The following is a 26,431-nucleotide window of genomic DNA, read 5'->3' on the forward strand; positions in this document are numbered from 1 at the left end:
ATCCTGGACCGCATGGATGACAGCTCTCTCGACGCCTACCTCGACGGCTCCACCTACACGCGGGAGACGGTGAAGTTCTACGACGTCGCCCACGAAGGAGCCCAGGTGAGGGCCATCGCGGGGGTGATCCCCCAGCTCGAGGGGCTGTACCGGCTGCAACCGCGCAGTCTCGTGGTGGTGGCGACCGACCAGGTGGCCGCGGCCGCCGCCCGCTTCGTCGTCCGCATGCGCTCGCCGTTGCGGGTGCCGGTCGTCGTCACCGATGCTCTGCCGTCGTACGTCGGCGCCCTCGACATCGTCATGGTGGTCGGGGACCGGGCCGACGACCCGGAGGCCTCCCAGGGCCTCATCGCCGCCGACCGACGCGGTGCCACCACCGTGCTCGTCGGCCCACCCCGCGGCCCTGTCCTCGAGGACGCCCCCTCCGGCACCGTCGTCGTCCCCGCCCTGCCCACCGTGTTCGGGGCATCGCCCGCGCGCTCGATCATCGCCGTCGGTACCGTGCTCGACCTCCTCGAGGAGGATCCGGGCCTGGTCACGCAGCGCCTCGACGAGGTCGCCGGTGTCGTCGACGAGGAACTCGAGCAGCTCTCACCCGAGCGGGACGTGGTGGTCAACCCCGGCCGCCAACTGCGCGAATTCGGCGAGCTGGCGCGCGTGCTGCACACCGGCCGCTCCCGCCACGGTTTCGCCATCGCCGAACTCATGTCCGTCCTCTGGTCCCTCAAGGGCCTGCCCTCCGGCGTGGCCGCGATGGACGAGCTGGAGATCACGCCGCAGGCCCCGGCCCGGGACCTGTTCCACGACCCACTCCTGGACGGCCCACTTGATTTGGTACCCTTGAGGACTGTTGTCTGGGCAGAAGATCCGGACGTGGCCGCCACGCTGCCCGACGCCCTCGGCGTCAACTGCGAAACCCCCGGCATCGGGCCGCTGGCCGCTGCCCTGCAGCTGATCACGCGCGGACTGGCAGCCACCACGTACGACCTGCCCGAAGCACCAACTGAGGACTACTGAATGCAGAAACTCACCGGCACTCCCCGGAGTTACCCCTGGGGTTCCCGAACGCTCATCCCCGAGCTGTGTGGAGAGCCGACCCCGTCCTCCCACCCGGAGGCCGAGGTGTGGTTCGGTGCCCATCCGGTCGGTTCCTCGCTTATCGACGACCGCCCCCTCACCGACATCATCGCCGAGGACCCCACCGCGGCCCTCGGCGAGCGCGTCCGCACCGAGTTCGGCGACGGACTGCCCTTCCTGCTCAAGCTGCTCGGGGCCGCCGAGCCGCTCTCCCTGCAGGCCCACCCCTCGGCCGAGCAGGCCCGCGAAGGCTACGAGCGGGAGAACGCCCAGCGCATTCCCCTTAACGCCCCCAACCGCAACTACCCGGACCCCTCCCACAAGCCGGAACTCATCGTCGCGCTCACCGACTTCTACGCCATGGTGGGCTTCCGCCCCCTGGACCAGACCCGCGAGCTCTTCGCCGCGCTGCACTGCCCGGAACTCGACCGCTATCTGACGATCCTCGACCCCCGCTCCGAGGAGGACAGCCTCCGCGGCCTGTTCACCACGTGGATCACCATCCCGTCAGCCGCCCGGACCGCGCTCATCGACGCCGTCGTCGACGCCGCCCGCTCCGAGCTCGACCGCGGCGACTGGATCTCCGACGTCCTGCGCACCGTCCTCGAACTGCAGGACCGCTACCCCGGCGACATCGGTGTGCTCGGCGCGCTGCTGCTCAACCACCTGGTGCTCGCGCCGGGCGAGGCGCTCTACCTCGACGCCGGCCACCTGCACGCCTACGTCTACGGGCTGGGCGTCGAGGTCATGGCCAACTCCGACAACGTCCTCCGCGGCGGCCTGACCTCCAAGTACGTCGACGTGCCCGAACTGGTGCGCATCCTGCGTTTCAACTCCGTCAGCGACCCGGTGGTCACCTGCGTCGACGGCGAGTACGAGGTGCCGGCCCGCGAGTTCCGCCTCCACAGCTGGGACCTCGCGCCCGCCGAGGCGTTCACCTTCTCCCACGACGGTCCCGCCATCGCCCTGTGCACCGCCGGTGAGGTGCAGCTGGGCAACCTCGGGCTGCGCCCCGGCGAAGCGGCCTGGATCCCGGCGTCCGACCCCACCTGGGAGGTCTCGTCCACCGAGGGTGGGCAGCTGTTCATCGCCTGTACCTGAGGGGCGGCAAAATAAACCGCGAAGCCTCTTTTGCAGCGACGGAAAGGAGGCTTCGCGGTTTACTCTGCCGCTCTAGGAGCTGAACGGGAACCACCGGGCCGGGTTCCACCAATCGGAGCGGTCCTGGGCGACCGTGGCCTGCTGCACCTCCGGCTGCTGGACCGGCGGGGCGTCCTCGGTGGGCCCGGTGTTCTCGGTGGGCTCGGTCTGTCCACCGGTCTCGGTCGGTTCCGCGGGGACCGACGGCTCAGGCTCGGCCGGTTCGGTCGGCTCCGGGGTGATTGTCGCCGCGCCCGGGTTGTCCGGGTCCTCGCCGTCGGGAGCACCCGGGGTGAGGGTCTCGCCGGGCTCAGTCGGCCCAGTCGGCCCAGTCGGCTCCGTCGGCCCAGTCGGCTCCGTCGGCTCCGTCGGCCCAATCGGCTCCGTCGGCCCAGTCGGCCCAGTCGGCCCAGTCGGCACGGTGGGCTCCGTCGGCACGGTGGGCTCCGCGGGCGCCGGGTCAGCGGTGGTGGTGGGGCGGACGTTCTCCGGGCGGTACACGGTCGTCGGGGCGATGGAGCTGGGCACGGCCTGGACGATGGCGTGGGGCGCGAGGAAGGGGTCGTCGGCAAGCGGGGGTGTGGGGGCCTGCGCGGCGGCCTCGGTGGTCATTTCGGGATCGTCCGAGGGGGTGGTGACCTGCGGAAATTCCGTCTGCTCCGAAATTGTGGCTACCTCAGGGGTCTGCGTGGCAATATCAGAGGCGGAAGGGGTCGTGGGCGTGCTGGCCTGCCACACTCCGTATCCGACAGCGGCGGCGGCGAGCAGGCCGGCGACGATGAAGAGGTAGACGCGACGCGTTTCTGCTTTCACCTTGCCCAGTCCTTCCAAGACTCATCGATAACAACTCGGTAACAACATAGCAGACGAATAAGTAGGACACGACTAGTTTTGCGGACCTCATGTCCACCAAAGGGGACACCGCACCCGTATCAGAGAGGAAAATAACACCATGAGCACCTGGGATGTCGCCATCTTCAATGAGGACGACAACATCGACTTCCTCGATGAGCTCAACGATCTCGACGAGGACGACGTGGTGGAGGCCGTGCGTGACGCCTGCCTGCTCGTTCTCAAGCAGCCCAACGTCTCCGAGGTGGAGCGCCTCAACGGCCTGGCCGCGGCCACCATCGCCGCGATCTGGGCCGGCGCGCCGTTCTCCGCCGGCGACGTGGCGGACAGCCACCCGTTCATCCGCGAACTCATCGGCTCCGGTGACGAGGCACTCAACGAGGCCGCCGCCGAGCTGCTCGAGTCGGTCGAGGCGGACGAGGACGTCGACGCCTTCACCGAGGCACTGTCCTAGATGATCATCGCCATCGAGGGGATTGACGGAGCCGGTAAGAACACCCTGGTCCGCGCCATCCGGGAGCGGGTCGACGCCGACGTCCTGGCGTTCCCGCGTTACGACGTCTCCGCACCCGCCCAGCTGGTGCAGGAGGCCCTGCACGGCCGGATGGGCGATCTCACCGACTCGGCCTACGCCATGGCCACCCTGTTCGCCCTGGACCGCCACGGTGCCCGCGGGCAGCTCGAGCCGTACCTCGACTCCGACCGCATCATCCTGCTCGACCGTTACGTCGCCTCCAACGCTGCCTATTCCGCGGCCCGCCTGCGCGACGACGCCGTCATGGACTGGGTCCACGATCTCGAGTTCGGCCGTCTCGGACTTCCACGCCCTGACCTGCAGGTGCTGCTGGCCACGGAACCGGACACGGCGTCGCAACGGGCGCAGTCCCGCGAACAGTCGGACGCGTCCCGGGAGCGTGACCGCTACGAACGCGACGCGGGTCTGCAGCAGCGGACCTATGATGCGTATCTGAGGCTGGCCGGGCAGGGCTGGGCGGGTCGCTGGCTAGTGACCACTGACTCGGACGTAATATTGCAAGAGATCGCGAACATTACTCAAGGACTGTGATTTTCCATGGCGCCCAAGATTCTGGTTGTCGACGACGATCCGTCGATCTCCGACATGCTCACCCTGGTCCTGGAGACCGAGGGGTTTGATCCTGTCCCGGTCATGGACGGCAACGAGGCGGTGCCCGCTTTCCGCGAGCACCAGCCCGACCTCATCCTCCTGGACCTCATGCTCCCGGGCATGAACGGCGTGGACATCTGCCGCGCCATCCGCCAGGAGTCGAGCGTGCCGATCGTCATGCTCACCGCCAAGACCGACACCGTCGACGTGGTGCTCGGCCTGGAGACGGGCGCCGACGACTACATCACCAAGCCCTTCAAGCCGAAGGAGCTCATCGCCCGCATCCGGGCGCGCCTGCGCCGCACCGACTCCGAGCCCACCGAGATCCTCGAGGTCGGCGACCTGACCATTGACGTCCCGGAGCACACCGTCAAGCGCGGCAACGAGGAGATCTCGCTGACCCCGCTGGAGTTCGACCTGCTCCTGGAGATGGCCCGCAAGCCGCGCCAGGTGCACACCCGCGAGGAGCTGCTGGAGAACGTGTGGGGTTACCGCCACGCGTCCGACACCCGCCTGGTCAACGTCCACGTGCAGCGTCTGCGCGCCAAGATCGAGAAGGATCCCGAGAACCCGCAGATCGTGCTCACGGTGCGGGGCGTGGGATACAAGACCGGTCTGGCGGAATAGGGGAGAGCGCCCATACTTTCGACGATCGCCGCCTACTTCAACCGAGCGTATGACCGCGTCAGCGAGATGTGGCGGACCTCGCTCCAGGTCCGGGTCATCGGCTCGATCTTCGTCGCGTCCGCGGTCGTCATGTTCATCCTCGGGATGGCGCTCATCTCGGTGGTGACGTCGCGTCTCGTCGACGCGAAGTACGACATCGCCAACTCGGAGATCGACCGTGTCCGCGCGGCCGTGGAGCAGCAGATCGACGCCACGTCAGCGACCTCGACCCTGCAGGTGCGGCTCAACTCGGCGCGTGCCTCGCTGACGCAGCGCGCGGACCAGACCGGTGCGTCGGCGGTGTACGAGCCGGTGCTCGTCGTCACGCAGCAGGACGGCACCACGGTGACCTCCCCGGAGGGCTACCGCATCCCGGAGAAGCTGCGTCGTTTCGTCTCGGAGGACCAGGTGTCCTACCAGTTCGCCACCATCGACCGGGCGGACGGTTCGGCGTACAACGCCATGGTCATCGGCACCCCGACGGATTCGGACATCCCGGACCTGCAGGTGTACCTGGTCATGTCGATGGAGTCGGACGAGTCGACCCTGGCGCTGCTGCGGGGCCTGTTGTCCGCCGCCGGCGTGGTGGTGGTCGTGCTGCTGGTGGGCATCGCCTGGCTGGCGACGCAGCAGGTCACCGCGCCCGTGCGTTCCGCCTCCCGCATCGCGCAGCGCCTGGCTGCCGGCCACCTGCGGGAGCGCATGATCGTCGACGGCGAGGACGAGATGGCGCGCCTGGCGCTGTCCTTCAACGACATGGCTGAGAAGCTGTCCAAGCAGATCCACCAGCTCGAGGAGTACGGCAATCTGCAGCGCCAGTTCACCTCGGACGTCTCGCACGAGCTGCGCACCCCGCTGACGACGGTGCGCATGGCGGCGGACATGATCGCCTCCGATCCGGACAGCCTCGAGCCGCACACGCGCCGCGCCTCCGAGCTGATGATCCGCGAGCTCGACCGTTTCGAGGAGCTGCTGGCGGATCTGCTCGAGATCTCGCGTCACGACGCCGGCGTCGCCGACCTCTCCGAGGCGCGTATCGACGTCCGCTCGTGCATCACCTCCGCCTGGGAGCAGACCCGCCACATCGCCGAGAAGCTCGACGTCGACGTCCGCTTCGACACCCCGGAGGAGCCGGTCATGATCACCGGCGACTCCCGCCGCATCGAGCGCGTCCTGCGCAACCTCATCGCCAACGCCATCGACCACTCGGAGGGCAACCCCGTCGAGGTGGCCCTCGCCACCAACGACGACGCCGTCGCCATCACGGTCACCGATCACGGTGTGGGCCTCAAGCCGGGCCAGGAGGAGCTGGTGTTCAACCGCTTCTGGCGGGCCGACGCCTCCCGCCGCCGTCACTCCGGCGGCACCGGCCTGGGCCTGGCCATCGCCCGCGAGGACGTGGTCCTTCACGGCGGTCAGCTCGACGCGTCCGGCACCGTCGGCGTCGGTTCCCAGTTCCGCATGGTCCTGCCGCGCGAACCCCGCCAGCCGGTCACGAACAGCCCCCTGGAACTGGAGGCTCCGACCTCATGACACGCTTCCCCCGACTCCGCGCCCTCGCGGCCGTCGCCGCCTCCGCGGCCCTCGTCACCGGCTGCACGACCCTGCCCAATAACACCGAGCCGCAGGCCATCCGCTCCTTCGAGCCGCAGATCGAGGAGGACTCGGACCTGGGCCCGCAGCCCGGCCGGGAGCCCGACCTGCTGCTGCGCGACTTCTACACCGCCAGCGCGCACCCGACCCAGGACTATCAGGTGGCCCGGTCCTATCTGGCGAAGGACACCGCCCAGCAGTGGGACCCGCACGAGTCGATCCTGGTGGTCAACCGCATCGACCTCGTCACCGCCGCCGGGTCGACCAGTGAGCAGCGCACGTTCAACGTCCGTGGTGCCGTGGTCGGCCGGATCGCCGCCGGTGGTGCCTACGAGCCGGAGCACGGGGTGTACGAGGCCACGATCGAGATGGTCCGCACCAACGGGGAGTGGCGCATCGAGTCCCTACCCTCCGGCGTGGTGCTCGAGCGCACCGAGCTGCGCAACCAGTTCCAGCCGCAGCGCCTGTTCTTCTTCGACCCCACCGGCCAGGTGCTCGTCTCGGACCGGCGGTGGATCTACTCCGGTCACCAGTCCCTCGACAGTGCCCTGGTGACCCTCCTCGTCGAGGGACCCTCGCCCTCCCTGGAGCCGGGCGTGCGGGACGTGCTGCCGCGGGAGGCGACGTTCGCGGGCGTGGTCGACGGTGCCTACCACTTCACCGGTTTCGCGGACGCGGACTCCGATGCCCGGCTGCTCTTCGCCGCCCAGCTGGTGTGGACGCTGGCGGTGGCGAACGTGCCCGAGCCCTACTCCGTCGTCGTCGACGGCGAGGCCCTGGCCCCGGGGTACGAGACCCTGAGCACCGACGACGTCGCCGAGTTCAATCCGCGGGTCAACGCGACCGCGCCGGTGCCGCTCTACGCGCTCACCGACGGCGTGGTCAGCCGTGTCGCCTCCAACCAGGTCACCGCGGTGGAGGGGGAGCTGGGGCAGATCGGCGGCATCGAGTCCGTCGACATCTCCGGCGAGGGCAACGCCGCCGTCGTCCGCCGGGAGGGGGACGAGTCGGTCCTGCTCACCGGGCTCGTCGACGGCGACCTCACCGAGGTCCTGCGCGCCGATACCATCTCCCGCCCCACCTTCGAGGTCGACGCCAACAACCAGTGGGTCGTCGTCGACGGGGAGCGGATCATCCGCGTCGTGCAGTCCGGCCCGACGGGCGAGGTCAGCGAGGCGGAGGTCGGCACGGAGGGGCTCACCGCGCAGGGCGAGATCTCGGTCATCCGCCTGTCGAAATCGGGTGCCCGCGTCGCGATGATCATCGACGGCCGCGTCCACGTCGGCGTCGTCGAGCGGCCCGGGCCGGCCGAGCGGCGGATCGTCAACATCCGTGAACTCGCGCCGCAGCTCGGAGGTACCGCCCTGTCGCTCGACTGGCAGCCCGACGGCTCCCTCCTCGTCGGCACATCCACCCCGGAGACCCCGGTGTGGCGCGTCGAGCAGGACGGCTCCGCGGCAACATCCCTGCCCTCGGGCAACATCACCGCCCCCGTCGTGGCGGTGGCGGCGACCCCGTCCATGCTCTACCTCACGGACGCGCAGGCCACCCTCCAGCTGCCCACCACCGGCGGCGACAGCGTCTTCTGGCGCGAGGTGTCCGGGCTGCAGGGCCAGCGCGCGGCTCCGGTGGCCGCCAACTGACATGGATCTCCTCCTCCCGCGGCGCTGCGCCGGGTGCGGCGCCCCGGGCGAGCACGTGTGCGCCCGCTGCCGGGAGGTGCTGCGCAGCCCGCCGCGGCGTATCCACACCCGCGTCGACACGCACGTGCCGGTGTGGTCCTTCGGCCCCTACGCCGACACCCACCGCCGCGTCGTCCTGGCCATGAAGGAGCACCGGAACCTGGCGGTCCGCCGCCATCTCGGGGCGGTGCTCGCCGCTGGCATCCGCCATCTCCAGGCCCGGGGAGAGCTTATCGACGCCCCCGTCCTGGTCCCCGCCCCCACCCGCGCCCGCCATGCGCGGCTGCGCGGCGGCGACCCCGTCGCCGCCGTGTGCCGGGCGAGCGGGTGGCCGGTCGTCGACGCACTGCGCCACGGTGACCGGGTCGCGGACCAGGTGGGACTGGGCGTCGAGAAGCGGCGGGAGAACCTCGCCGGAGCGGTGCAGATTCAGCGCCTGCCCGGCGCTCCGGTGCTGCTCATCGACGATGTCGCGACCACCGGAGCGACGCTCGCGGCCAGCTCAGAGGTGCTTTTCGCGGCCGGGTGCACGGTCGTCGGGGCAATTGTGATCTGTCACGCATGAAACGCAGGGGGTGATGGCCGCCCGGTTATGACCAGATGTACGATGGGGGTTACTGAAGTTGTCCCACCACTAGTAGGGAGGAAGCAGATGACATCACCTGCTGAGAACACCGATGTCCTGAGCCCCGAGGCACAGGTCACCATCACGGGCCGCAACGTTGAGGTGCCGGAGCACTTTGCCGAGCGCGTCAACACCAAGCTCGCCAAGATCGAGCGGCTCGACCCGACCCTGACCTTCTTCCACGTGGAACTCCAGCACGAGCCGAACCCGCGTCGTGAGTCGGAGTCCGACCGTATCCAGATCACCGCCACCGGCAAGGGCCACCTGGCACGCGCCGAGGCCAAGGAGGACAGCTTCTACGCCGCGCTGGAGACTGCTCTGGCCAAGATGGAGCGTTCCCTGCGCAAGGTCAAGGCACGTCGTTCCATCTCGCGCTCCGGCCACCGCGCCCCCACCTCGACCGGCGTCGCCGCCGCCGAGATGGTTGCTCAGGCACAGAAGGCCCGCGAGGAGAACCAGTACGACGTCGACCCGTACGCCGATTCCGTCAAGGACGTCGTCCCGGGCCAGATCGTCCGCACCAAGGAGCACACCGCCACCCCGATGAGCGTGGACAACGCCCTGTCGGAGATGGAGCTCGTCGGCCACGACTTCTACCTCTTCATCAACGAGGAGAACAACCGTCCGTCCGTGGTGTACCGCCGCCACGCCTTCGACTACGGTCTGATCTCCCTGGCGGAGGAGGAGAAGTAGTTCTCACCGCCTGACCCCTGCCACGCCGTCGTCCCCAGCCCGGGGACGGCGGCGTCGGCGTTGTTGCGTACAATGACCCGGAAGAAACTAGTTTCCATCTCACCCTGAAGGACGACTGCACGTGTTCGGACTGTCCAAGCTGCTTCGCGCCGGTGAAGGGCGCACCGTCAAGCGTCTCAACAAGATGGCTGAGCAGGTGCTCTCTCTCGATGACGAGTTCTCCGCACTCAGCGATGAAGAACTGAAGGGGAAGACGGACGAGTTCCGGACCCGCCTGGCGGACGGTGAGACCCTCGACGACATCTTCCTCGAGGCCTTCGCCACCGCCCGCGAAGCCGCCTGGCGCGTCCTCGGCCAGAAGCCCTTCCACGTCCAGGTCATGGGCGGTGCCGCCCTCCACTTCGGCAACGTCGCCGAGATGAAGACCGGTGAGGGCAAGACCCTGACCTCCGTGCTGCCCGCCTACCTCAACGCCCTCGAGGGCAAGGGCGTGCACATCGTCACGGTCAACGACTACCTGGCCAAGCGTGACGCCGAGATGATGGGTCGTGTCCACCGCTACCTCGGCCTCGAGGTCGGCGTCATCCTCTCCGAGATGCAGCCCGACCAGCGCCGCAAGGCCTACGCCGCCGACATCACCTACGGCACCAACAACGAGCTCGGCTTCGACTACCTGCGCGACAACATGGCCCGCTCCCTGGCGGATCTCGTCCAGCGTGGCCACCACTACGCCATCGTCGATGAGGTCGACTCGATCCTCATCGACGAGGCCCGTACCCCGCTCATCATCTCCGGTCCCGTCGACGGCTCCTCGCAGTTCTACAACGTCTTCGCCCAGCTCGCCCCGCGCATGAAGGAGGGCATCCACTACGAGGTGGACCACCGCAAGCGCACCGTCGGCGTACTCGAGGACGGCGTCGGCTACGTCGAGGACCAGCTGGGCATCGACAACCTCTACGCCCCGGAACACTCCACCCTGGTCAGCTACCTCAACAACGCCCTCAAGGCGAAGGAGCTATTCACCCGCGACAAGGACTACATCGTCCGCAACGGTGAGGTCATGATCGTCGACGCCTTCACCGGCCGCGTCCTCGGTGGCCGCCGCTACAACGAGGGCATGCACCAGGCCATCGAGGCCAAGGAGCAGGTCGAGATCAAGAACGAGAACCAGACCCTGGCGACCGTCACCCTGCAGAACTACTTCCGCCTCTACGACAAGCTGGCCGGCATGACCGGTACCGCCGAGACCGAGGCCGCCGAGCTCCACCAGATCTACAAGCTCGACGTCGTCCCGATCCCGACGAACCGCCCCAACATCCGCGAGGATCTCACCGACCGCGTCTACAAGACGCAGGAGGCCAAGTTCGCCGCCGTCGCCGACGACATCGCCGAGCGTGTCGCCAACGGCCAGCCCGTCCTCGTGGGCACCACCTCCGTCGAGCGCTCCGAGTACCTCTCCGAACTGCTCCAGCGCCGCGGCATCGCCCACAAGGTCCTCAACGCGAAGTACCACGAGCAGGAGGGCCAGATCGTCGCCCAGGCCGGCCTGCCCGGCGCCGTCACCGTCTCCACCAACATGGCCGGCCGCGGCACCGACATCGTCCTCGGCGGCAACCCCGAGGTCATCCTCGACATCAAGCTGCGCGAACGCGGCCTCGACCCCTTCGAGGACGAGGAGGCCTACCAGGCCGCCTGGGACGAGGAGCTCCCGCGCGCCCGCGCCCGAGCCGCCGAACTGGGCGACAAGGTCCGCGAGGCCGGCGGCCTCTACGTCCTGGGCACCGAGCGCCACGAGTCCCGCCGCATCGACAACCAGCTGCGTGGCCGTTCCGGGCGCCAGGGTGACCCGGGCACCACCCGCTTCTACCTCTCCATGCGCGACGACCTCATGGTCCGCTTCGTCGGCCAGACCATGGAGAACATGATGAACCGCCTCAACGTCCCGGACGACGTCCCGATCGAGGCGAAGATGGTCACCAACTCCATCAAGGGTGCCCAGGCGCAGGTGGAGAACCAGAACTTCGAGATGCGCAAGAACGTCCTCAAGTACGACGAGGTGCTCAACGAGCAGCGCAAGGTCATCTACGCCGAGCGCCGCGAGATCCTCGAGTCCAAGGACATCCAGCAGTACATCCGCCACATGATCGACGAGACCATCTCCGCCTACGTCGACGGCGCCACCGCCGTCGGCTACGTCGAGGACTGGGACCTGGACCAGCTGTGGAACGCCCTCGAGTCGCTCTACGGCCCGACCTTCACCTGGCAGTCCCTCCTCGACCAGAACGGTGGCGAGGTCTCCGCCGAGCAGCTGCGTGAGGCCCTCGTCGCCGACGCCAACGCCCAGTACGACGAGCTCGAGGCCAACGTCTCCGCCATCGGCGGCGAGTCCCAGATGCGCAACATCGAGCGCATGGTCATCCTGCCGGTCATCGACACCAAGTGGCGCGAGCACCTCTACGAGATGGACTACCTCAAGGAGGGCATCGGCCTCCGCGCCATGGCCCAGCGCGACCCGCTGGTCGAGTACCAGAAGGAGGGCGGCGACATGTTCAACCGCATGAAGGAGGGCATCAAGGAGGACACGGTGCGCAACCTGTTCATGCTCCGCAAGCAGTTCGCCCCGCAGGAGACCCCGGAGACCACCGAGGTGTAGCTCCTACGCCGACAGGCCCGCGGTTTGGCCATTTCCGGGGTGTTTGAACACCCCATAAGTGGCCAAACTGCGGGCCTTCAGGCCTGCTCAGGCCCAGGCGGCCAGAGTGCGCTTGTCCAGCTGCGCGCGGAACTGCTGTGTGGTGGTGGGCAGGAGCTCGTCGGTGGACCAGTCAAGGATCACGCCGTAGTGGCGGATGAGGTCGAGCTGATCGAGTTCGCCGTTACGGTAGCGCTGGGCGACGGCCTCCGGGTCCTCCGAGAGCTTGCCGACGCGGGAAAGACGCTGCTCCTCCCGGAGCTCGACCGTGGCTGCGTCGTCGAGCTCGTACTCGTCGATCTCGGGGTCGATCGCCCGGATGACGACACCGTAATCCTTGGCTGCCCGGCTGACGGAGACGTAACCGTCGATGACGTCCTCGAGGACCTCAGCGGGATCACGCTCGAGCGGATCACCGTAGCCGCCTCCGCCGGCGCTGGGGCGTTCGAAGGCGTCGCCCGGGCCGACTTCCACGTTGGAGAACAGGGCCCCGAGGTACTGCTCATCCTCACTGTTGCGGTTCAGGCACACACCCTGGGGAATGGAGGGCAGACCTCCTTCGATGCCCCAGGTGACGGAGCGGGAACGGTCACAGCAGTAGCTCATGACGGTGTCGGCGCAGTCGGTGAGGACACCTCCCTTGGACACACCCAGCCCGCCGCGGTATTTGCCCGGGCCCGCTGAATCGGTGATCAACGTGTGATGACTGGTGATGACGGGGGACAGGCGCTCCTGACCCTCCACAGGCTGGACGGCGAGCCCGGGCCCGAAGACGGGGGCGGTCGCGGAGGAGCCGTCCCGGTCGGTGCGGCCACCCCAGCCACCGGCCATCCAGTCGTACCACATGAAGAAGTCGCCCTTGTCCTCTTTGCCCTGGGCTTCGCGGGTGTCCCAGCCACCCACGAGGAGATACTGCGGCGTCGCGGCCGCATCCTGTTCTCCCTGCGTCTCGACGATGGCTCGGTCCTCGTCCTCTTCCGCGGAGACCGCACAGTCGCCGAGGTGATGCAGCTTCTCGAGGGATCGCGCCGGGGTATGCGCATCGCCCTCGGCGCCACCCTCTCCTGGGAGGACCTGGGTGGGGAGATGATCGCCGAGCTCCGCCGGGTTGTCCTGGGGTTGCAGGAGGGGCAGTACGCCGGCCCGGACGCGCACGCCCTCGGTTGGATCGACGGGGAGGAGGTGCAGCTCGCCCTGTCCCGCCGCGCACGCGAGACCTGGGACAAGCTCCGCCCGCACCCCGACCTGGTGCAGACCCTCGGGTCCTACCTGCGCAACTCCGGCAACCTCAGTCGCACGGCGGATGAACTGCGGGCCCACCGGCACACCGTGCGGAAAAGGCTGACGACCATCGAGGAACTCATTGAGGTGGATCTCGCGGATCCGGTGGTGGCGGCGGAACTGCTCATCGTGGCGGTCGCACTGCGGCGAGCGGATTGAGAGCTGACCTCGCAGTTTGGCCACTTCCGGGGTGTTCAAACACCCCATAAGCGGCCAAACCGCGGGCCTGTGGGGTTTGCGGGCTGTGGGGTTACAGCACCCGGAAACTCGCCAACCGAGTGCCTTCGACCCGCCCGGTGAAGGCGTAGGCGCGGCCGCCGGAGACGGCGGTGCCGAAGAACTCCCCACCGGGGCGCAGGTGCAGGGTGTCCACCCGCACCGCGCCGCGCACGCCCCGGCGTTGGCGCGCGGCGACGTGGAGGCGTACCGGCCCGGCGAAGCGCTCGGGCGGGAGGTGTCCGACGGGGCGCATCCCGAAGGATGCCTCGAGGGCGATGCGGGCTAGGGCCTCAGCGCGGCGCTGCGCCCCGGAATCCGGGGTCTGTGGGTGGGGTGGGGGAGGGGTGGCGTCGATAAGCGGGGGTGCGGGCGTGAGCACCTTGAGGTGGGTGAGGCCGGGGACGGGGGACAACATGGCTGCTCCAGTGGGTCACCGGGGACAGACGCAGGGTGGGCTGGGTATCATTGTGGCACGCAGAGAGCGAATTGACATGAGGGAGCAGCGAGTGCGTGGACTGATCGTGGACTTTGTCGGAGTGCTGGACGGCCCGGAGGAGGATCAGCGTCGCTGGCGCGAGCTGTTCGCCGCGGCGAAGGCCAACGGGGTGTCCACCGCGATCCTCTCCAATGATCCGGGCGGCCCGGGCGCGGAGCACATCCGCGAGTGGGAGTACAAGGGCATCGTCGACGCCGTGGTTCTCTCCGGTGAGGTCGGCGCGGAGAAGCCGGAGGCCGAGGCCTTCGCCGCCGCGGCCGCCGCAATCGATCTGCCGATGAACGACTGTGTGCATGTCGACGACTCGATCCTCAATGTCCGTGGTGCCGTCGAGGCGGGCCTGGTGGGCGTGCTGTACCAGGTGTTCGATCGGGCGGTCATCGAGATCTGCTCGATCTTCGACATCGAGGGCGAGTTCTGAGGTGCGCGTCTACCTGCCGGCGACGTTCGCCATGCTCACCACCCTGCATGAGACGGGGACGATGTCCGCACGCTCCGGGTGGGGTTTCGCGGCCACGCCGGCGCTGCTGGAGTTCTACACCTCCGGTGATGAGGACGAGATCGGCTACGCGGCGTTCCTCGACGCTGCGGAGGCGTCCCTGCGGCTGCTGGCCATCGGTGATGAGGAGACGTTCCCGCACCGGCGTGTCGTCGTGTCCGTCGATGTCGCGGACGAGGTGGTGACGCTGGCCCCGGAGAACGGGGAGTCCGTGGTGTCGCTCAATCCGGCGCAGATCCGGGTGGAGGACATCGCCGCGATCCACATCGACATCGAGGAGTCGGAGGAGGCCACGAAGGCCGCCGTCGAGGTCATCGACGCCGCCGACCTGGGGGACGAGGACGCCGAGCTGACCGTCGGTGACGCGCAGGACAATTTTATGGCCTTCTATGACCCCACCGAGCTGCCTTTCCTCGTAGAGTTGCTCTGAAAGGTTTTGTCCGGCGATGGACAAGGGGGTTACGTTCGCGTAGGCTACGCTGACGTAACCCAGACTTGAAGGAGAGGCCGATGACCGAATCGCCCGATGGACTCGCACGTTTCCGCGGCATTCTGCGCCGATTCACCACACCGCTGCTGCCCGACGACTACACCGTCCTGGCCAACCCGCTGTGGTCGAAGCGCGAGCTGCGCGGCAAGATCGAGAGCGTCGAGCGCTTCCCGGACGACACCATCCACCTGGTCATCCGCCCCGGCTGGGGCGTGCCCGTCACCTTCGAGGCCGGCCAGTACATCGGCATTGGCCTGCGCGTCGACGGCCGCTACACCTGGCGCTCCTACTCCCTGACCAACACGCCGGACACCCGCGACGGCCTGTTCTCCATCACCATCCGCGCGGTGGAGAAGGGCAAGCTGTCCACCCACCTCGTCGGCACCGCACGCCCGGGCATCAACGTCCGCCTCGCCGCCCCGGCCGGTGACTTCCACCTGACGGACCCGCTGCCGGAGAAGCTGCTGTTCGTCACCGCCGGCTCCGGCGTCACCCCGGTCATCGCCATGCTCCGCAGCATGGAGGGCCGCCGCGAGGAGACCGACATCAAGGTCGTCCACTCGGTGCGCAACCGCTCCGACCTCATCTTCGAGGACGTCCTCAACGACTACGACGCCCACATCCAGGTCACCTCCGAGGACGGCCGCGTCTCCCCGGCCGTGCTGGAGGAGCTCGTCCCGGACTTCCGGGAGCGCGTCGTCTACGCCTGCGGCCCGGCCACCATGCTCGACGAGCTCGAGTCCTGGGCCTCCGACCACGACCTGGAGATCCGCGTCGAGCGCTTCACCCTCGACCGCGCCTCCGACGCCAAGGGCGGCACCATCACCTTCGCCAAGCGCGGCATCGAGACCACCGTCGACGGCGCGACCACCATCCTCGAGGCGGGTGAGGCCGCGGGCGTCCAGATGCCCTTCGGCTGCCGCATGGGCATCTGCCAGACCTGCGTCCGAGAGCTTGTCGACGGCCACGTGCACGACCTGCGCACCGGCGACACCAAGGAGCCCGGCTCCCGCATCCGTACCTGCGTCGGCGTGGCCGCCGGCGACGTCACCATCGACGCTTAGGAGACCCCACCATGGCTATCGACAACATCAAGGCATACTCCCACCTCACCGACGAGGACATCCGAGAGATCGGCCGTCGCCTCGACGCCATCAAGGAGGAGTTCGAGGCGGACCTCGGCGAGAAGGATGTCCGCTACATCAAGAGCCTCATCCGTACCCAGCGCTACATCGAGATCGCCGGCCGCGGTGCCCTCATCTTCTCCGGCTACCGCCCGGCCTGGCTGGCCGGCGTCGCGCTGCTGTCGCTGTCCAAGATCCTCGAGAACCTCGAGATCGGCCACAACGTCATGCACGGCCAGTGGGACTGGATGAACGACCCCGAGATCCACTCCACCACCTGGGAGTGGGACAACGTCTGCCCGTCCTCCCAGTGGATGCACACCCACAACTTCGCGCACCACAAGTACACGAACATTCTGGGCATGGACACCGACGTCGGATACGGCGTCCTCCGCGTCACCCGTGACCGCAAGTGGGCCCCGATGCACGCCTTCCAGCCGGTCATCAACCTGACCCTGGCGTCGCTGTTCCAGTGGGCCGTCGGTTTCTACGACGTCGAGCTGGGTAAGGTCGCCGCCGGGCGCGCGACCTGGAAGGAGACCGCCCCGAAGTTCTGGGAGACCATGCGTAAGGCCGGCACCCAGGGCCTGCGTGACTACGTGCTCTTCCCGGCCCTGTCCGGCCCGAACTTCATGTCCACCGTCGCCGCGAATGCCACCGCCAACTTCGTGCGTTCCGTGTGGGCCTACGCCGTCATCTTCTGCGGTCACTTCCCGGATGAGGCCGAGACCTTCACCAAGGAGCAGTGGAAGAACGAGACCCACGACGAGTGGTACCTGCGTCAGATGCTCGGTTCCGCGAACTTCAAGGGCGGCAAGATTCTCACGATCCTGTCCGGCAACCTCAACTACCAGATCGAGCACCACCTCTACCCGGACATGCCGTCCAACCGCCTGGCGGAGATCGGCAAGCGCGTCGAGGCGATCTGCGAGGAGTTCGACCTGCCGTATAACACCGACTCCTTCCCGATGCAGCTGCTCAAGGTCCAGCGCACCCTGCTCAAGCTGACCCTGCCGAACAAGTACCTGGCCGCCGACCGCGACAACGCCCCTGAGGTCCGTTCCAACGCGGCTTTCACCAAGTACCCCGAGGTCGCCGAGAAGTTGCACGTCGGCGCCGACGAGTCCGGCCGCCGCGCCGGTCTGCGCACCGGCCTGCCGCTGCTCGCCCAGCTGCGCCCGACCGTCACCGAGGCCGTGCTTAACTTCTCCGGCCGCACCCCGGAGTGGCGCAAGAAGGTCGCCGCCGCCGAGGCTCAGAAGGCCGTCTAAGGAATATTCCGGCAGGCATATCACCCCAGGTATAGGTCGAGTGGCAGCCTCCCCCGCGGAGGTCGCCACTCGACCTACCCATGTCAGGCTATGCCTCGGGTGATATGCCTTTCGCGAACGCCAGGGCCGGCCCGGTGAAGACACGGCCGGTGGTGGCCAGGTGGGCGTCGAACAGCGCATCGCAGGGGCGGCCAGCGAACTGGCCGAGGATGCCGACGATCCCGGACGCCATGAACGCAGTGGCCGCCTGCACGTCCTCCCGGGTGGTGTCGAGGTCGAAGCGGCGGACCCACACCTGCTGCAGGAGGTCCTTGAGGTGGCTGATCAGCAAGGGGGAGCCGCCGTCGCCGACGAGCAGGCGCAGTCGCTCGACAGCGGACCGGGTGTGGGCATCGAGATGCACGCCGGTGACATCGCGGAAGGAGCCCCGCGCGACCTGCTCCCAGAAGGCGGTGACGATGCGCTCGTCGGTGCCGACTGGGGCGGCCCCTCTAGGACCCCGCGTACGGACGTACTCCTCTGCATGCGGCCCGGGGAGGAAACCCCAGGTCGCGTGGCACCGCCTGCACACAAACGGGTACGTCAGAACGCGCTCGCCGACTAGAGCTCCCACTCCTCCTTGGAGCGCAGTGCCTCCAGCAGCTTGCGCACCGCATCCCGGCGCCGCGCGGAGGCGGTGTCCGGCTCGAAGTCGTCGAGCGCGCACTCCGGGTCGGCCGGCGGACCGAGGTGGGTGCAGCCGCGCGGGCAGTTTTCCACCGCCGCCGCCAGGTCATCGAAGACGCCGATGACGGTGTTGTCGTCGACGTGCGCCAGACCAAAGGAGCGGATGCCCGGGGTGTCGATGATCCAGCCCCCGCCCTCGACGGGCAGGCGCAGGGCCACGGACTGGGTGGAGGTGTGCCGCCCCTTGCCCACGCCGGAGACCTCGCTGGTCTCGCGGTAGGCGTCGGGGACCAGGCGGTTGACCAGGGTCGACTTGCCCACCCCCGAGTGCCCGACGAGGGCGGTGACCTTCCCGGAGACGAGGTCGATGACGGGGTCGAGGGGATCGTCGACTCCCGCGACGACGACGGTGACGTCGAGGTCCGCGAACTCGGCGGCGAAGGGCGTCGGGTCGGCGAGGTCGGACTTGGTCAGGCACAGCACCGGGTGGACGTTGCCCACGAAGGCGGCGATGAGGGCGCGCTCGACGAACCCGGAGCGGGGCGGGGGATCGGCGACGGCGGTGACGATGAGCAGCTGGTCGGCGTTGGCGACGACGATGCGCTCGTAGGGGTCGGTGTCGTCGGCGGTGCGCCGCAGGACCGAGGTGCGTTCCTCCAGCTTGACGATGCGTGCGAGGGTGCCCTCCTTCCCGGAGGTGTCGCCGACGACGCCGACGCGGTCGCCGACCTCGACGGGGGTGCGGCCCATCTCACGGGCGCGCATGGTGACGATGGCCTCCTCCCGGCCGTCGAGCACGACGCCCCAGCGGCCGCGGTCCTTGGTGACGACCATGCCGAACTCGGCGTCGTCGTGCGTCGGACGGTCCTTGGTGCGCGGTCGGGTGCCGCGGCGCGAGGGACGGATGCGGACGTCGGATTCGTCCCACTGACGAGCTCTACCCACGTGCGACCATGTCCTCCCACATTGTCTCGAAGCCCGGGAGGGTCTTGGCGGTGGTCTGGACGTCCTCGACCTCGACGCCGTCGACGACGAGACCGATGATGGCGCCCGCGGTGGCCATGCGGTGGTCCGCGTAGGAGTGCCACACGCCGCCGTGCAGCGGGGCCGGGGTGATGCGCAGGCCGTCCTGCAGCTCCTCGCAGTTGCCGCCGAGCTTGTTGATCTCCGCGGCCAGCGCCGCCAGGCGGTTGGTCTCGTGGCCGCGCAGGTGCGCGATGCCGGTGAGCTCGGAGGGGGTGGACGCCAGGACGGCCAGGGCGGCGACGGTGGGGGTGAGCTCACCGATGTCGGACATGTCCAGGCTGATGCCCTTGAGGCGGCCGGAGGGGCCGGTGACCTGCAGGTCGTGGCCGGGGCCGGACTCGGCGGTGATGATGTCGACCTCGCAGCCCATGGTCTCGAGGACGAGGCGGATGGCGTCCCCCGGCTGGGTGGTGTCGAGCGGCCAGTGGCGGACCCTGACGGTGCCGCCGGTGACGGCGGCGGCCGCGAGGAACGGGGTGGCGTTGGACAGGTCCGGTTCGACGGTCCAGGTGCGGCCCTGGATGGGGCCGGGGTGGACCTTCCAGGAGTTCTCGGTGACGTCCACCCGGACGCCGGCGTGGCGCAGCATGGACACGGTCATCTCGATGTGCGGCAGCGAAGGCAGGCGGCCGCCGACGTGGCGGACGGTGATGCCCTTGGTGAAGCGCGGCCCGGCGAGAAGCAGACCGGAGACGAACTGCGAGGAGCCGGAGGCGTCGATCTCGACGACGCCGCCCTCCGGCGTGCCGCGGCCGTTGATGGTGAAGGGCAGGGTGTTGCCCTCGACGGGTACACCGAGGGTGCGCAGGGCGTCGAGAATGGTGTTCATCGGGCGGACGCGGGCCTGCGGGTCACCGTCGAAGACGACGACGCCGTCGGCCATGGCGGCCACCGGCGGGACGAAGCGCATGACGGTGCCGGCCAGACCGCACTCGACCTCGCCGCCGTGGAGGGGGCGCGGCTCGATGTGGATGGCCCCGTCGTCGTCACGGATGCTCACACCGAGGGCGCGCAGGGCACCGGCCATGAGGTCGGTGTCGCGGGAATGCAGCGCGTTGACGATGACCGACGGGTAGTCGGCGAGAGCGGCGAGAATGTAGGCACGGTTGGTGATCGACTTGGATCCGGGGACGTGCTGGGTCCACCGGATCGGTCCTGAAGCAGTGGGCGCAGGCCAGAGGGCGGTCATGGGGTCCATAATAGGCACTATGTGTGGTCGTTTCGTTCTGTTCACCACCGACGAGTCGCTTCTCGACGCCGTCGGCACCCTCCCGGGGGTCACCGAGGTCCACGCCCCCGAGGGCACGCCCGGCCCCCGCTACAACCTGGCCCCGACCCAGACCGTGCCGCTCGTGCGTCTCGACGGTCCCACCGCCCGGGTCGACCCCGCCCGGTGGGGCCTGCTGCCGCACTGGAAGAAGGATGATTCGGGCCCGCCGCTGTTCAACGCCCGCGGGGAGACGGTGGCCACGAAGCCGAGTTTCCGCGACGCGTTCCGGGCCCAGCGCGGGCTCATCCCCATGGACGGTTACTACGAGTGGCACGACGACGGCAGCGGCAAGCGGCCGCACTTCGTCTCCCTCGGGGAGGTCATGTGGGTGGCGGCCCTGTGGGCGACGGGCCTCGATCGGCTGTCGGCGACGATGGTCACCACCGACTCCCACGGGCCGTTGGAATGGCTGCACAACCGCCTGCCGCGCCTGCTGGCGACGGACGAGATCGAGCAGTGGGTGACCGGCACCCCCGAGCAGGCCGCCGAGCTGCTGCACCCGACCCCGTTGGACTACCTCGAGCGGCTCACGGTGCGCCCGGTGGACAGGGCGGTGGGCAACGTCCGCAACGACTACGCGGAGCTGATCGCCGAGAACTGAGCCCCGGTCAGCCGCGCCAGGTCTCCCGGGGCGAGCGCGATGTCGAGGCCGCGGCGCCCGCCGGAGACGTAGACCGTCTCCTGCTTCTCGACGCCCGCGTCGATCACCGTCGGCAGCGGGTTCTTCTGGCCCAGCGGGGAGATGCCCCCGGGGACGTAGCCGGTGGAGCGCTGGGCCTTCCGCGGATCCGCCATCGTCGCGGACTTGCATCCCAGGGCGGCGGCGGCCTTCTTCAGGGACAGCGTGTGCGTGACCGGGATGCAGCACACGGCGAGGCCGCGGCCGGTGTCGATGATGAGCGTCTTGAGGATGAGCCCCGGATCCACGTCATCGGCGGCCAACGCCGCGGCCGCGTGGGCACCGAAATCGGAGGTGCCGGAGTCGAAGGTGTGGAGCCGGTGGGGGACGGCGGCGTCGATAAGCGTGTGAACGGCGGGGGTGGGCACTCCACTATGATGGAACGAACCAGCCCTGATCACAAGAAAGGCGCCGATGTCGGAGACTGAGCTCGCCACCCGCTTCGAGGAGGAGGCACTGCCCCTGGTCGACCAGCTCTACGGCGGTGCCCTGCGCATGACCCGCAACCCGGTCGACGCCGAGGACCTCGTGCAGGAGACCTACCTCAAGGCGTACAAGGCGTTCGACTCCTTCAGACCGGGCACCAACCTCAAGGCCTGGCTCTACCGGATCATGACGAACACGTACATCAACGTCTATCGGAAGAAACAGCGCCAGCCCCTGCAGTCCCCGACCGAGGAGATCAGCGACTGGCAGCTGTACACCACCAGCTCCCACGATTCGACGGGCCTGGAGTCCGCCGAGGTCGCGGCACTGAAAAACATCCCCGACGGGGCGATCGCCGACGCCATGAACCAGCTTTCGGAGGACTACCGCATGGTCGTCTACTACGCGGACATCGAGGGCCTGGCGTACAAGGAGATCGCGGAGATCATGGACACTCCCATCGGCACCGTCATGTCGCGGCTGCATCGGGGAAGAAAACAACTCCGGCAGCTGTTGAAGGAAGTGGCACATGAACAGGGGATCGGTCTCGGCCACCCCGACATGGACATCACGACCCCGGAAGCGAGCGAGGAATGACTGAACCCTGTGGCGGCCGCTGCGAGGACATCCAGGCCCAACTGTGCGCGCTCTTCGACCCCTCCACCACCCCGGAGCGGGCCCGCGAGATCCTGCAGATCGTCGCCGAGTGCCCCCACTGCCACGGACGGTTGGAGTCCGAGCAGGAGATCCGGGCGCTGCTGCGCCGCTGCTGCACATCGGAGGCGTCCGCGCCGGCCGCGTTGCGCCAGCGCATCACCATGGAGATCCGCCAGATGCGTGTGACCCGCTACCAGGGGTAGGGGTTCCGGGGGACAGACCAGAAACCGCCCGTCGAGCAGATGCTCGACGGGCGGTTTCGCCGCTTCAACGTCCTGATCTAGGAGTTCGGGCGCTTGCCGTGGTTTGCGCCCTTCTTGCGACGGGCACGGCGCTTGCTACCACGCTTGCTCATGTGATTCTCCTTGGGTGAGGTGGTTGTCAACTTCCGACAACTCTAGCGCTCGGGCCCGGTCGCGAAAAATTGAGGTATGGGTTACGTATCTTTATCAGGCGGCGACGCGGGTGCGACGACCGCGGGAGTTGCGGCGCTTCAGTGCGCGACGCTCGTCCTCGGACATGCCGCCCCACACGCCGGCGTCCTGGCCGGTCTCCAGGGCCCACTTGAGGCACTGGGAGGTGACGGGGCAACGGTTGCAGACGATCTTGGCCTTGGCGATCTGGGTCAGGGCCGGGCCGGAGTTACCGACCGGGAAGAACAGCTCCGGATCCTCGTCGCGGCAGACGGCCTCATGGCGCCAATCAGACATGGGTTATTCTCCTTACACAGTTGGTGAAACGCGGGCATAGATGTGCACACCAAGGGCAGGCCACAGGAAAGTGGCCAGAGAAAAAGTTGCATCTCCACGGTGTCGGGTCTGGGCCGGGGCCCTACCTCGGTTCACATGGCGTTAACTCTGTGGTGTGTCAGAGTTAAGGGCCGGTTAACTGTCCGGCCGTTTTTGCTACCCGAGAATAATGACACGTGAACACAAAGTGCGCTAGGGGTAAACCCTAAAAAGTGAGGGAACTCACACGAATATATCCCCTGTGAAGATTGTGAAGTGGCCTGTGTCACTGTTTGAGGTCGTGTAGACAACTCTCGTGACCTGCGGAAACGGGTGCCTGCCCGGATGCATGTTCCGCCACAAAACGTCAAATCTTCCGGCCCCTGGGCGGCCCCCGGGGTCGTATCCCGCCGGGACCGCTATAGACTCAGTGTCCGTGACTGACGTGAACTCCCGCCCCCAGCGTCCCCGCCCGCCCGCACCGATCCGCTGGGCCGGCCTCATCGCCATCGTCCAGTCGGTGATCATCCTCGCCTTCGCCTCGGTGCTCGTCTATCGCGACGTCACGGGGCATGTCGAGGAGGACCTCATCTCCGACAGCGCGAACATCAACTGGGTCGGCACCGGCACCGCCGTGTTCCTGTGGATCATCTTCGGCGCCGCGATCTTCGCCGCCATCTGGATGATGCGGGGTCACCAGTGGGGCCGCGGCCTCATCGTCTTCCTGGAGATCATCATCCTCGGCCTGTCCTGGTTCATGTTCTCCGCCGGCGTGTGGTGGGCGGGCCTGCTCACCGCGGCCTCCGCGCTCGCCGCACTGGTCTTCCTGTTCCACCGCCGCTCCCTGGAGTGGGCGGAGGCCACGCACGGCTTCTAGCTAACGGAGTCCGTACAGGCGGTCGCCCCGCTTCTCGACGACGGTCTCACCCGCCACCCCCAAAGTCACCATCCCGACGTGGTCCCCCCGGTCCACCGGGATGGTGTTCTCCGTTTCCCCGGTCTCCCAGTTGACCACGGCGATGCCCTCCACCACGGGGACGAGGAGGCGCCCACCCGCGGCGACACCGGTGCCCACGGCATCATCGAAGGAATGCTGGACCTCCAGCTCGGTGGGGGAGAACAACACCAGGTGGCGCCCGTCGAACCACGTCATGTGGTGCGGCTGGTCGGCGGTGACCGGCGCGTAGGGCAGCTCCTGCTCCTCGACGGCGGGAGAGGTCACGCCCAGGCGGTGGAGTTCGGTGCCCTCGTCGGAGTAGGAGACGATCTCGGCGTCGTCGATGACGGCCGCCCCGGATTCCCCGACGGCCACCAGATACGCGGTGGGGGAGTCGAGCTCCACGGAGGAGCGGATCTCCGGCTCGCGGGACTGCTCCGGGGTGGCCTCCTGGAAGCGCAACCACGTGCCGTCCCCGCAGACCTCCGTGACCGCCAGCAGTTCGGAACGGGTGAGTGCGCTGGTGAGGCGGCACCCGGGGTGGGGCTGCAGGTGCGGTTCCTGGATGCCCTCGACCTTCCCGTACTCCACGGTGCGGACCAGGTCGGAACGCCACAGCTCGAGGCGTTCCGCACCGACGGTGCCCACCCGGTCATTGGAGTTGACCGCCACGACCTCGTCGGGGGAGACGGCACTGCGGGTGCGGTGGTACTGCCCGGTGCCGGCGTCGATGCTCACCACATCGCCGCAGCCGTTCGCGGCGCGCCAGGTGGTGACCACCCGCCCCCACGCCGCGCCGAGGGAACACAGCGGGAGGTCACGCGTGTACGACCACACCTCGGTGCCGTCGGCGGGGTCGAGGGCCCGCACCGTGTGGGCGTCGTGGGCGACGACGAGGCCGTCGATGACGAGGGGGCGGTGCACGCCGGGCAGGACCCCGGCGTCAGCGGACCACGTCTCCGCGAGTGCAGTGGGGACGGTCTCCATGGGGGCGGGGGCGACGAACTCGGACTCGGCGGGTCTCAGCTCGGACTCGCGGATCGGTGCCGTCAGCCACACGCCACCCACCGCGACGACGGACACCACGGCGATGAGGGCGGTGGAGATGAGGTCCCCGCGCGTGCGGCGCAGAGGGCGACTCATCGACGGCGGCCCCGCTCGCCCCGGTCCCCGCGCCCACCGCGGTCACCGCGGTCACCGCGCGGGCTGCGGCCCCGCGGCGTGCGCCCGCGGACGGCGGCCGCGGCCCCACCGAACACACGGCGCGGCTTGCCGACCGATTCCTGGGCTCCCTCGGGGATGGACAGGGCGTCGAAAAGCTCGGGGGAGGTGGAGAACCACTGCGGGGGCTCCGGCATATCCAGGCCGAGCTCGGCGTTGATGGCCTGCCACTTCGGCAGTTCGTCGTAGCCGACGAGGGTGACCGCGGTGCCGGAATGGCCCGCGCGGCCGGTGCGGCCGATGCGGTGGACGTACGTCATCGGGTCGTCCGGGGTCTGGTAGTTGATGACGTGGGTGACGTCGTCGATGTCGATGCCGCGGGCTGCGACGTCGGTGGCCACGAGGATCTCGATCGTGCCGTCGCGGAAGGCACCCAGGGACTTCTCGCGGGCCGGCTGCCCCATGTCGCCGTGGACGGCGCCGACGGCGAAACCGCGGCCCGCCAGCTCCTCGGCGACCTCCGCAGCGGTGCGCTTCGTGCGGGCGAAGATGATCGTCCGGCCGCGGCCCTGCGCCTGCAGGACGCGGGCGGTCACGGCGGCCTTGTCCATGCGGTGCGCCATGAACACGACCTGCTCCGTGGTGGAGTGGGTCTGGGCGGCGCCGATGTCCTCGGCCCGGATGTGCACCGGCTGGGAGAGGAAGCTGCGGGCCAGGGTGATGATCGGCCCCGGCATCGTCGCGGAGAACAGCATCGTCTGGTGCGGGTGGGTGAGCGCCGTGAGGATCTTCTCGATGTCCGGCAGGAAACCCAGGTCGAGCATCTCGTCGGCCTCGTCGAGCACCAGGATGGCCACCTTGTCCAGCTGCAGGTCACCGCGCTGGTAGAGGTCGATGAGACGGCCCGGGGTGCCTACGACCACGTCGACGCCCTTCTCCAGGGCCTCGATCTGCTCCTCGTAGGGGCGGCCGCCGTAGATCGTGGTCAGCCGCACCGGCAGCTTCGCCGCGGCGCGCGCCAGATCCTCGCCGACCTGCACCGCCAGCTCGCGGGTGGGCACGACCACCAGGGCGCGCGGGGTGCCGTCGAGCTCCTCCACGTCCGCGGAGTCGAAGACCCGGTCCAGCAGCGGCACACCGAAACCGAGGGTCTTGCCCATGCCGGTGCGGGCCTGGCCGATGAGATCCGTGCCGTCGAGCGCCAGCGGGAGCGTCAGCTCCTGGATGGCGAAGGTGCGGGTGATGCCCTGCGCGGCCAGGGCCTCACAGATCTCCACCGCCACACCCAGTTCAGCGAAAGTCGGGGAGGCGGACCGGGGGCCGGAGGACGAGGTAGATGCGGACACAACCTAGAT

Annotated in this window: 29 protein-coding genes and 1 pseudogene; 19 read left to right on the plus strand and 11 right to left on the minus strand. The window is 68.6% G+C overall.

Annotation, left to right across the window (positions count from 1 at the left end):
- Nucleotides 1-12 precede the first annotated feature (12 nt).
- Nucleotides 13-1,017, plus strand: a complete 1,005-nt coding sequence (locus B9Y70_RS07135) for a hypothetical protein (protein WP_085549645.1) — start codon at nt 13-15, stop codon at nt 1,015-1,017.
- Entirely contained in the window at nt 1,018-2,178 is a 1,161-nt protein-coding gene (gene manA, locus B9Y70_RS07140; protein ID WP_085549575.1) for a mannose-6-phosphate isomerase, class I, read from the plus strand.
- Nucleotides 2,179-2,250: 72 nt separating this feature from the next.
- On the opposite strand, the gene B9Y70_RS13035 is transcribed toward manA, so the two are convergent.
- On the minus strand, nt 2,251-3,030 hold the full coding sequence (locus B9Y70_RS13035) for a hypothetical protein (RefSeq protein WP_085549576.1): 780 nt from the start codon (nt 3,028-3,030) through the stop codon (nt 2,251-2,253).
- Between the two features lie 139 nt (nt 3,031-3,169).
- Between B9Y70_RS13035 and B9Y70_RS07150 the strand changes: the two genes are divergently transcribed.
- The 8 genes from B9Y70_RS07150 (at nt 3,170) to secA (ending at nt 12,107) form a co-directional block, all read left to right on the plus strand.
- The gene (locus B9Y70_RS07150) at nt 3,170-3,523 is read left to right on the plus strand and encodes a DUF4259 domain-containing protein (RefSeq protein WP_085549577.1); all 354 of its coding nucleotides are present in this window, start codon (nt 3,170-3,172) and stop codon (nt 3,521-3,523) included.
- The gene (locus B9Y70_RS07155) at nt 3,524-4,135 is read left to right on the plus strand and encodes a dTMP kinase (protein ID WP_085549578.1); all 612 of its coding nucleotides are present in this window, start codon (nt 3,524-3,526) and stop codon (nt 4,133-4,135) included.
- Between the two features lie 6 nt (nt 4,136-4,141).
- Nucleotides 4,142-4,822 (plus strand): MtrAB system response regulator MtrA, encoded by a 681-nt coding sequence (mtrA, locus tag B9Y70_RS07160; RefSeq protein WP_085549579.1) that lies wholly within the window; start codon nt 4,142-4,144, stop codon nt 4,820-4,822.
- A gap of 66 nt (nt 4,823-4,888) precedes the next feature.
- Nucleotides 4,889-6,394 carry an MtrAB system histidine kinase MtrB gene (mtrB, locus tag B9Y70_RS07165; protein WP_085549580.1) on the plus strand — a complete coding sequence of 502 codons (1,506 nt, stop codon included), beginning with the start codon at nt 4,889-4,891 and terminating at the stop codon, nt 6,392-6,394.
- The gene (gene lpqB, locus B9Y70_RS07170) at nt 6,391-8,097 is read left to right on the plus strand and encodes an MtrAB system accessory lipoprotein LpqB (RefSeq protein ID WP_085549581.1); all 1,707 of its coding nucleotides are present in this window, start codon (nt 6,391-6,393) and stop codon (nt 8,095-8,097) included. The genes mtrB and lpqB overlap by 4 nt, the downstream gene beginning before the upstream one ends.
- Nucleotide 8,098: 1 nt before the next feature.
- Nucleotides 8,099-8,701: a ComF family protein gene (locus B9Y70_RS07175; protein ID WP_085549582.1), complete on the plus strand. Its 603-nt coding sequence runs from the start codon at nt 8,099-8,101 to the stop codon at nt 8,699-8,701.
- An 87-nt stretch (nt 8,702-8,788) separates the two neighbouring features.
- A complete protein-coding gene (gene hpf / locus B9Y70_RS07180) occupies nt 8,789-9,454 on the plus strand; it encodes a ribosome hibernation-promoting factor, HPF/YfiA family (protein ID WP_085549583.1) in 666 nt (221 codons plus the stop codon).
- A gap of 121 nt (nt 9,455-9,575) precedes the next feature.
- Nucleotides 9,576-12,107, plus strand: coding sequence for a preprotein translocase subunit SecA (secA, locus tag B9Y70_RS07185; protein ID WP_085549584.1), 2,532 nt, complete (start codon nt 9,576-9,578; stop codon nt 12,105-12,107).
- 87 nt (nt 12,108-12,194) lie between these two features.
- Here secA and B9Y70_RS07190 read toward each other — a convergent pair.
- A pseudogene (locus B9Y70_RS07190) lies at nt 12,195-13,061 on the minus strand (hydantoinase B/oxoprolinase family protein); the annotation flags it as partial.
- Between the two features lie 90 nt (nt 13,062-13,151).
- On the opposite strand from B9Y70_RS07190, the gene B9Y70_RS13040 reads away from it, so the two are divergent.
- Nucleotides 13,152-13,586 carry a helix-turn-helix domain-containing protein gene (locus B9Y70_RS13040; protein WP_143337561.1) on the plus strand — a complete coding sequence of 145 codons (435 nt, stop codon included), beginning with the start codon at nt 13,152-13,154 and terminating at the stop codon, nt 13,584-13,586.
- Nucleotides 13,587-13,677: 91 nt separating this feature from the next.
- Here the strand turns inward: B9Y70_RS13040 and B9Y70_RS07200 are convergent, their stop codons facing one another.
- On the minus strand, nt 13,678-14,061 hold the full coding sequence (locus B9Y70_RS07200; protein ID WP_085549586.1) for a hypothetical protein: 384 nt from the start codon (nt 14,059-14,061) through the stop codon (nt 13,678-13,680).
- Between the two features lie 91 nt (nt 14,062-14,152).
- Between B9Y70_RS07200 and B9Y70_RS07205 the strand changes: the two genes are divergently transcribed.
- The 4 genes from B9Y70_RS07205 (at nt 14,153) to B9Y70_RS07220 (ending at nt 17,526) form a co-directional block, all read left to right on the plus strand.
- A complete protein-coding gene (locus B9Y70_RS07205) occupies nt 14,153-14,563 on the plus strand; it encodes an HAD-IA family hydrolase (protein ID WP_085549587.1) in 411 nt (136 codons plus the stop codon).
- Between the two features lies 1 nt (nt 14,564).
- On the plus strand, nt 14,565-15,071 hold the full coding sequence (locus B9Y70_RS07210) for a DUF6912 family protein (RefSeq protein WP_085549588.1): 507 nt from the start codon (nt 14,565-14,567) through the stop codon (nt 15,069-15,071).
- An 80-nt stretch (nt 15,072-15,151) separates the two neighbouring features.
- Nucleotides 15,152-16,195 (plus strand): ferredoxin reductase, encoded by a 1,044-nt coding sequence (locus B9Y70_RS07215; RefSeq protein ID WP_085549589.1) that lies wholly within the window; start codon nt 15,152-15,154, stop codon nt 16,193-16,195.
- A gap of 11 nt (nt 16,196-16,206) precedes the next feature.
- Nucleotides 16,207-17,526 (plus strand): fatty acid desaturase family protein, encoded by a 1,320-nt coding sequence (locus tag B9Y70_RS07220; protein WP_085549590.1) that lies wholly within the window; start codon nt 16,207-16,209, stop codon nt 17,524-17,526.
- Nucleotides 17,527-17,614: 88 nt separating this feature from the next.
- Here B9Y70_RS07220 and B9Y70_RS07225 read toward each other — a convergent pair whose 3' ends face one another.
- The 3 genes from B9Y70_RS07225 to aroA are packed head-to-tail and all read right to left on the minus strand — an operon-like array spanning nt 17,615 to nt 20,407.
- A complete protein-coding gene (locus tag B9Y70_RS07225) occupies nt 17,615-18,139 on the minus strand; it encodes a hypothetical protein (protein WP_085549591.1) in 525 nt (174 codons plus the stop codon).
- Nucleotides 18,127-19,137, minus strand: a complete 1,011-nt coding sequence (gene rsgA, locus B9Y70_RS07230; protein ID WP_085549592.1) for a ribosome small subunit-dependent GTPase A — start codon at nt 19,135-19,137, stop codon at nt 18,127-18,129. Before rsgA ends, B9Y70_RS07225 begins: the two co-directional genes overlap by 13 nt.
- Nucleotides 19,130-20,407 carry a 3-phosphoshikimate 1-carboxyvinyltransferase gene (gene aroA, locus B9Y70_RS07235; RefSeq protein ID WP_143337562.1) on the minus strand — a complete coding sequence of 426 codons (1,278 nt, stop codon included), beginning with the start codon at nt 20,405-20,407 and terminating at the stop codon, nt 19,130-19,132. The genes rsgA and aroA overlap by 8 nt, the downstream gene beginning before the upstream one ends.
- Nucleotides 20,408-20,426: 19 nt before the next feature.
- Here aroA and B9Y70_RS07240 point away from each other — a divergent pair, with 19 nt between their 5' ends.
- The gene (locus B9Y70_RS07240) at nt 20,427-21,089 is read left to right on the plus strand and encodes an SOS response-associated peptidase (protein WP_085549594.1); all 663 of its coding nucleotides are present in this window, start codon (nt 20,427-20,429) and stop codon (nt 21,087-21,089) included.
- Here the strand turns inward: B9Y70_RS07240 and B9Y70_RS07245 are convergent.
- Nucleotides 21,062-21,535, minus strand: a complete 474-nt coding sequence (locus B9Y70_RS07245) for an aminoacyl-tRNA deacylase (RefSeq protein WP_240309163.1) — start codon at nt 21,533-21,535, stop codon at nt 21,062-21,064. The genes B9Y70_RS07240 and B9Y70_RS07245 overlap by 28 nt on opposite strands.
- A gap of 46 nt (nt 21,536-21,581) precedes the next feature.
- On the opposite strand from B9Y70_RS07245, the gene B9Y70_RS07250 reads away from it, so the two are divergent.
- Together B9Y70_RS07250 and B9Y70_RS07255 are read left to right on the plus strand one after the other, a co-directional pair.
- Complete coding sequence (locus tag B9Y70_RS07250; RefSeq protein WP_085549595.1) at nt 21,582-22,190, plus strand: sigma-70 family RNA polymerase sigma factor; 609 nt, start codon at nt 21,582-21,584, stop codon at nt 22,188-22,190.
- Nucleotides 22,187-22,453 carry an anti-sigma factor gene (locus tag B9Y70_RS07255; RefSeq protein ID WP_085549596.1) on the plus strand — a complete coding sequence of 89 codons (267 nt, stop codon included), beginning with the start codon at nt 22,187-22,189 and terminating at the stop codon, nt 22,451-22,453. Before B9Y70_RS07250 ends, B9Y70_RS07255 begins: the two co-directional genes overlap by 4 nt.
- 77 nt (nt 22,454-22,530) lie before the next feature.
- On the opposite strand, the gene B9Y70_RS13225 is transcribed toward B9Y70_RS07255, so the two are convergent.
- Nucleotides 22,531-22,605: a 50S ribosomal protein bL37 gene (locus B9Y70_RS13225; protein ID WP_377002275.1), complete on the minus strand. Its 75-nt coding sequence runs from the start codon at nt 22,603-22,605 to the stop codon at nt 22,531-22,533.
- A gap of 94 nt (nt 22,606-22,699) precedes the next feature.
- On the minus strand, nt 22,700-22,960 hold the full coding sequence (locus B9Y70_RS07260; RefSeq protein ID WP_085549597.1) for a WhiB family transcriptional regulator: 261 nt from the start codon (nt 22,958-22,960) through the stop codon (nt 22,700-22,702).
- Between the two features lie 454 nt (nt 22,961-23,414).
- Here B9Y70_RS07260 and B9Y70_RS07265 point away from each other — a divergent pair, with 454 nt between their 5' ends.
- The gene (locus B9Y70_RS07265) at nt 23,415-23,855 is read left to right on the plus strand and encodes a hypothetical protein (RefSeq protein WP_240309164.1); all 441 of its coding nucleotides are present in this window, start codon (nt 23,415-23,417) and stop codon (nt 23,853-23,855) included.
- Here the strand turns inward: B9Y70_RS07265 and B9Y70_RS07270 are convergent, their stop codons facing one another.
- A complete protein-coding gene (locus B9Y70_RS07270) occupies nt 23,856-25,058 on the minus strand; it encodes an Rv3212 family protein (protein ID WP_085549598.1) in 1,203 nt (400 codons plus the stop codon). It abuts the gene before it with no gap.
- The gene (locus B9Y70_RS07275; protein WP_085549599.1) at nt 25,055-26,422 is read right to left on the minus strand and encodes a DEAD/DEAH box helicase; all 1,368 of its coding nucleotides are present in this window, start codon (nt 26,420-26,422) and stop codon (nt 25,055-25,057) included. Before B9Y70_RS07275 ends, B9Y70_RS07270 begins: the two co-directional genes overlap by 4 nt.
- Nucleotides 26,423-26,431 lie beyond the last annotated feature (9 nt).

Source organism: Corynebacterium pollutisoli (genome assembly GCF_900177745.1).
GTDB classification, from domain to species: domain Bacteria; phylum Actinomycetota; class Actinomycetes; order Mycobacteriales; family Mycobacteriaceae; genus Corynebacterium; species Corynebacterium pollutisoli.

Bases quoted from the DNA above. Each gene is read 5' to 3' on its own strand.
- B9Y70_RS07220 (WP_085549590.1), top strand. From the start codon at position 16,207: ATGGCTATCGACAACATCAAGGCATACTCCCACCTCACCGACGAGGAC.
- hpf (WP_085549583.1), top strand. From the start codon at position 8,789: ATGACATCACCTGCTGAGAACACCGATGTCCTGAGCCCCGAGGCACAG.
- B9Y70_RS07150 (WP_085549577.1), top strand. From the start codon at position 3,170: ATGAGCACCTGGGATGTCGCCATCTTCAATGAGGACGACAACATCGAC.
- B9Y70_RS07200 (WP_085549586.1), bottom strand. From the start codon at position 14,061: ATGTTGTCCCCCGTCCCCGGCCTCACCCACCTCAAGGTGCTCACGCCC.
- B9Y70_RS07135 (WP_085549645.1), top strand. From the start codon at position 13: ATGGATGACAGCTCTCTCGACGCCTACCTCGACGGCTCCACCTACACG.
- B9Y70_RS13040 (WP_143337561.1), top strand. From the start codon at position 13,152: ATGCAGCTTCTCGAGGGATCGCGCCGGGGTATGCGCATCGCCCTCGGC.
- B9Y70_RS07260 (WP_085549597.1), bottom strand. From the start codon at position 22,960: ATGTCTGATTGGCGCCATGAGGCCGTCTGCCGCGACGAGGATCCGGAG.
- lpqB (WP_085549581.1), top strand. From the start codon at position 6,391: ATGACACGCTTCCCCCGACTCCGCGCCCTCGCGGCCGTCGCCGCCTCC.
- aroA (WP_143337562.1), bottom strand. From the start codon at position 20,407: ATGACCGCCCTCTGGCCTGCGCCCACTGCTTCAGGACCGATCCGGTGG.
- B9Y70_RS07270 (WP_085549598.1), bottom strand. From the start codon at position 25,058: ATGAGTCGCCCTCTGCGCCGCACGCGCGGGGACCTCATCTCCACCGCC.
- mtrA (WP_085549579.1), top strand. From the start codon at position 4,142: ATGGCGCCCAAGATTCTGGTTGTCGACGACGATCCGTCGATCTCCGAC.
- mtrB (WP_085549580.1), top strand. From the start codon at position 4,889: ATGTGGCGGACCTCGCTCCAGGTCCGGGTCATCGGCTCGATCTTCGTC.
- B9Y70_RS07250 (WP_085549595.1), top strand. From the start codon at position 21,582: ATGTCGGAGACTGAGCTCGCCACCCGCTTCGAGGAGGAGGCACTGCCC.
- B9Y70_RS07175 (WP_085549582.1), top strand. From the start codon at position 8,099: ATGGATCTCCTCCTCCCGCGGCGCTGCGCCGGGTGCGGCGCCCCGGGC.
- B9Y70_RS07255 (WP_085549596.1), top strand. From the start codon at position 22,187: ATGACTGAACCCTGTGGCGGCCGCTGCGAGGACATCCAGGCCCAACTG.
- manA (WP_085549575.1), top strand. From the start codon at position 1,018: ATGCAGAAACTCACCGGCACTCCCCGGAGTTACCCCTGGGGTTCCCGA.
- B9Y70_RS07155 (WP_085549578.1), top strand. From the start codon at position 3,524: ATGATCATCGCCATCGAGGGGATTGACGGAGCCGGTAAGAACACCCTG.
- B9Y70_RS07215 (WP_085549589.1), top strand. From the start codon at position 15,152: ATGACCGAATCGCCCGATGGACTCGCACGTTTCCGCGGCATTCTGCGC.
- B9Y70_RS07240 (WP_085549594.1), top strand. From the start codon at position 20,427: ATGTGTGGTCGTTTCGTTCTGTTCACCACCGACGAGTCGCTTCTCGAC.